The 5,005-nt window shown below is 75.8% G+C and carries 3 protein-coding genes; 1 reads left to right on the forward strand and 2 read right to left on the reverse strand.

Features of this window, described 5'->3' with window-relative positions:
• Positions 1–114 precede the first annotated feature (114 nt).
• Positions 115–1,455 carry a protein kinase domain-containing protein gene (locus tag JNW98_RS34605; RefSeq protein ID WP_223772245.1) on the reverse strand — a complete coding sequence of 447 codons (1,341 nt, stop codon included), beginning with the start codon at positions 1,453–1,455 and terminating at the stop codon, positions 115–117.
• Positions 1,456–1,720: 265 nt separating this feature from the next.
• Positions 1,721–3,667, reverse strand: a complete 1,947-nt coding sequence (locus JNW98_RS34610; protein WP_223772246.1) for a serine/threonine-protein kinase — start codon at positions 3,665–3,667, stop codon at positions 1,721–1,723.
• Between the two features lie 813 nt (positions 3,668–4,480).
• On the opposite strand from JNW98_RS34610, the gene JNW98_RS34615 reads away from it, so the two are divergent.
• Positions 4,481–5,005 (forward strand): FHA domain-containing protein (locus tag JNW98_RS34615; protein WP_223772247.1); only part of this gene is annotated, 525 nt, incomplete at its 3' end.

Raw genomic sequence — 5,005 nt, forward strand, 5'->3', positions numbered from 1 at the left:
GCGGCACCGCAGGTGTCGGCCGTCCGCTTCCGCGGTGCCGACGTCCAACGGCGCCGGGCGCCGGCGGGCGGCCGCCCCGCGCGGGCGCCGCCTGCGGAAGCCGGCCCTCGCCGGCTACGGAAGCTGGCCCTGGGGCGCGTCCGTGCGGTGTACGCCCGGCTTGGCGTCGCCGGAGTCGTGGCCGTCGGTGGCCAGCCAGCCGCCCACGCCCGCCGCCGCGGCCAGCGCCGCCGCGGCGGCGCCTAGCTTGATGCGGCGGCTGCGCCGGGCCTCGGCCGAGCCGCGGTGCTTGGCGGAGCCGGCCCGGGGCTCGCCCGCCGCCCGGGGGGCGCGGGCCGTGCCGTGCGCGCCGCCCGCCAGCTCTTCGGGACCCGGCACGCGCATGCTCGTATGGGTGTCACGGGTGGAGTCGAAGGCGGGGGTGGGCACCAGCGGGACCGCACCCCGGCGACGCGGCGCGGGCGCCGTACCGCCGGGCGCCCCCTGCCCGTCGTACGCCGTGCCGGGCGTCTCCGCGCCGTCGGCGGAGGCCGCACCCGGTTCGTCGGACTCGTCGGCGCCCGGCTCGTCGATGTCGAGCGGCGGCAGTCCGGCCAGGCCGGGCTGCAGTTCCCGCAGCCGGGAGGCCAGCTCGGAGGCGCGCAGCCGGGAGGCGGGCGCCTTGGCCAGGCACTGGACGATCAGCTGCCACAGCTCGTCGGGGATGCCCGGCAGCGGCGCCACCGTCTCGGTGACGTGCCGCCGCAGGACGGCCCCGGGGTGGCCGCCGCCGAACGGCGTGAACCCGGCGAGCAGCTCGTAGAGGACGGTGGCCAGCGCGTACACGTCGACGGAGGCGCGCGGTGGCAACCCCTCGATGATCTCGGGCGCGAGGTAGTCGGGGGTGCCGATGACGCTCCGCTGCACGGCCGCGCGGCCGCCCGCGCCGGCGCCCTGCTGCCGCTCCCGGGCCGGGCGCGGGGCGTCGACGAGACGGGCGATGCCGAAGTCGGTCAGCAGCGCCGGGTGCGCGCCGCCGGGGCCGAGCGGGCCCTGCATGTCGAGGAGGACGTTCTCCGGTTTGACGTCGCGGTGGACGATCCCGGCCTTGTGCGCGGCGGCCAGGGCGTCGGCGACGTCCGCGACGATGGCGACGGCCGCCTCGGGGGCGAGCCGGCGCTCGTGGTCGAGGCGGGTGCGCAGGTCCGTGCCCCGGATCAGGTCCATCACCAGGGCGAGGTCGGCGCCGTCCACGACGAGGTCGCGGACGCCGACCACGTGCAGGTGGTCGAGGCCGAGGAGGGCGGCGCGCTCCTGAACGAACCGGCCGACGAGCTCCTGGTCGGACGCGAGGTCCTCGCGCAGGAGCTTGATCGCGACCGGGCCCTCGGGCCCCTCGCCGAGCCACACCGTTCCGGCGCTGCCCCGGCCGAGGACCTGGTGGGCGGTGTACCGGCTGCCGATCTTCCGTGCCAAGACTGTTCCCCGACTCCTCCGACATCCGACAGGCGCGTCACCGACAACCTACGCGGCCGAGGGGATGCTAGGGGCACCGGGCGGTGCCGGACCCCTTTTCCGCGGCACTGGTCACCCTACGGGTGGCGGCGGCCCCTCGACCCCGGCCGTGCACCGGTCGTGTTCCCGCCGACCGGTCGTGTTTTCGACGGTCTCGGCGTCCTCGGCGGTTGCGGCGGTTGCGACGGTTGCGGCGTTCTCGACGGCGGACGGCGAAGGGCCCCGCTCACACCTTCGACCCCAGGCCGGACACCCAGTCCTTGGCCTTGGTGACCCAGTCCCAGGCTGCGTCCCAGAAGTTCTTGCCGTCGGCGACCCAGTCCTTGAGCGGGGTGAACTCCCACACCGCCCACGAACCGATGACCAGGATGACGATCAGAAAAAGGCAGCCCTTGAGACACCCGAGGCCCGGGATGCGCATGGGGTTGGCGCTGCGCTGCCGGGGCGGACGGGGCTCGCGCCGGGGCGCGGGCTCCGGCTCGGGCGGCGCGTACCGCTGCGGCTCCGGCGGCGGCGCGGGCTGCTGCCGGCGCGGCTCGGGACGGCGGCGCTCGGGCCGCTGGGGGGCCTGACGCTGCTGCTGAGGCTGCTGTGCCTGCTGCTGCGGTGGGTACTGCTGTCCTTGCTGCGGGTACGGGGGCTGCTGCGGGTAGCCCTGCCGGTGCTGCTGGTTGGGATACCCCTGCGGGTTCGCGTGCGGGTTCTGCTGCGGGCTCTGCTGAGGCGTCGCGTAGCCCCGCTGGTCCGGGTAGCCCTGCTGCTGGTTGTACCCCTGCTGCGGATACGGCTGCTGGTAGGGCTGCTGGTGCTGCTGCGGCGCCTGACGGCGCGTGGGGCGCCGGCGCAGCGGGTCCTCGCTGGGGTCCAGGTACTGGACCTGCGTCTGGTCGTTGCGGTCGCGCGCCGCGCGCAGCTGCGTCTGCCAGGGGTGCTCGCCGTCGCCCTGCTGCGCGTCGGGGCCGACGGGCGGCATGGCGCGCGTCGGGTCGGCGCCGCCGTACCCGCCGGGGCCGGTGGGCATGATCCGGGTGCCGTCGGGGGCCGCCGAGCCGGTGGGCAGGACCTGGGTCGGTCCGGCGTCGGGGCCGGGCGGGGTGCTGGGCAGCACGCTGGTCGCGGCGTTCGGGTCGTAGGCGCCCGGGTCGTGGCCGGCCGACGGGTTGACGGTCGGGGGCAGCACCTGGGTGGGGTCCGCGTCGCCGAAGCCGCCGCCGGGGCCTGCCTGCTGACCGGCCAGGCCCGTGCCGGGAACCTGAGCCGGCTCCGGGTCCGGGGCCAGCAGGGCGGCGACGCCGAGCGCCGCCTCGGCCTGGGCGGGGCTCGCGTGCACGCCGACGCCGGCGGCGACCACGCGCAGGGCGCGGGCCAGGTTCTCGGCGCTCGGCCGCTCCTCCGGGCGCTTGCGCAGACAGCGTTCGATGACCGTCCACAGCGGTTCGGGGACGGTGGTGGGACGGCGCGGCTCCGCGCTGAGGTGCTGGTGCAGCACCTCCAAGGCGGTCGCCCCGGCGAACGGCGGACGGCCGGTGACCAGCTCGTACAGCAGGATGCCGGCGCCGTAGATGTCGACGGCGGACGTCTGCGGGCGGCCCTCGGCGGACTCGGGCGCGACGTACGCCGGGGTGCCCACGAACTCGTGGGTACGGGTCAGGCCGGGCGAGTCCGCGAGGCGCGCGATGCCGAAGTCCGTGAGCATCGGGTGCATCCGGCCGTCCTCGTTCTTCAGGAGGACGTTGGCCGGCTTGAGGTCGCGGTGGACGATGCCGTCGGCGTGGCTGGCCGCCAGGGCGTCGGCGATCTGGGCGGTCAGCAGGGCCGCGGCCACCGGGGTGAACGGGCCGTTCTCGCGCAGGTAGCGGTGCAGGTCCGGGCCGTCGACCAGGTCCATCACCAGGGCCAGCAGGTCGCCCTCGACGACGAGGTCGCGGGTGCGGACGATGTTCGGGTGGGTGAGCCGCAGCAGGACGGAGCGCTCGCGCAGGAAGCGCATGACGACGTCCGCGTCGTTGGCCAGCTCCTCCTTGAGGACCTTGATGGCGACGGTCTCGCCGGGCTGCCCGGCCACGGCCGCCTCGGCACCCGCCGCTTCCCGCTGGCTCGCCCGCCAGACGGTGCCCGTCGCTCCGCGTCCGAGCGGCTCTTCGAGCAGGTATTTGCTGCCTACCGGCCGCACGTCATGCGCTCCCTGGTCGTGTACTCCGGCCCGGTGGCCCGCGGTCGTGCCGCGAGCCGGGTGCTGGGCCGCCTCGTCTTCCCGGTTCCTCCGGCTTCCGGTTCTCTCCGGTCCTTCCGGTTCTCTCCGGTCCTTCCGGTGGGTCCGGCCGTCCGGCGCCCGGTCTCCCGGAGCCGGCCCTCCGGCCCACTGTAGTGCGGTCCCACGCGCCGCCGTCCTGGCGAATCCGTGGGGCACGGGGGAAAGACGCGCCTGCGGGACCGTTGGTTGCCACGGGCGGCGGCGGGAGTTCCGCCGCGGGCGGGACGGCGCGCGGAGCGCGCGGGACGGGCGAAGGCGCGCGGGGCGGCGCGCGGCGGGGACGAGACGAGGGAAAGAGCGGCCGCAGGCCCTGGGGAAGGGAGGGGAAGGGGCCGTCGGCCGAAAGAGGACGGTGCCGGGCGGCGCCAGGCGAAGAAAGACGGAGAGAAACGGAGAGAAACGGAGAGAAACGGAGAGAAACGGAGAGAAACGGAGAGAAACGGAGAGAAACGGAAGGAATTCCCCGGATGTCCGATCGCTCCCCACTCACGATCGGACGTTTTCTTCACCACACCGCACGGGCCGGCCGATTTCCAAGATCACGAAACGGGCTGCGCCGGGCGCGCTGTCAGTGGCAGGTGCGAGGATGCTCGCAGCACGGTGCGGTGGGGGCGGAGCCGAGGCCCCGCGCTCCGTGGTGACCTGTACGTGCCGAAGCGCCCGTGCGGCCGGTGGGGGAGACGTCCTGCCCCTGTCCGGCGCATCAGGGGCAGGAAGGGACTGTGGACGCCGATGCAGATCCGGCTGACCGTCCTCGGGCCGTCGCTCGGCGGCCACGCCGCGCACGCCTGCGACGTTCTGGTGACCGCCCCCGCGGGCACCGCCCTCGCCGGTGTGACGAGCGGCCTGGCCGCCGTCCTGGCCGCCGCCGGTTCCGACCTCGGTACCGGGGCCGTCGCCGTCTACGCGGGCACCGAGCGGCTGGACGCCCAGCGCTGCGCCCTGGGCGAGCCCCCGCTGATCGACGGCGCGGTGCTCTCCCTCGGCGCCCCGGCCGACCCGGAGCGGCACCCCGTCGCGCCCCTCGCGCTGCTGGCGGAGACCACCGCCCGACTCCACGTCGTCTCCGGCCCGGACGCGGGCGGGGTGCACCTGCTGCACGGCGGCGAGGTCCGCGTCGGCCGCTCCTCGGCGGCCGACGTCCCGGTGGACGACCCTGACGTCTCCCGGCTGCACTGCGCGGTCACCCTCGGCGACGACGGCCGCGTCACCCTCCACGACCTCGGCTCGACCAACGGCACCACCCTGGACGCGACC

Origin of the sequence: Streptomyces huiliensis, assembly GCF_020037025.1 — a bacterium.
GTDB classification, from domain to species: domain Bacteria; phylum Actinomycetota; class Actinomycetes; order Streptomycetales; family Streptomycetaceae; genus Streptomyces; species Streptomyces huiliensis.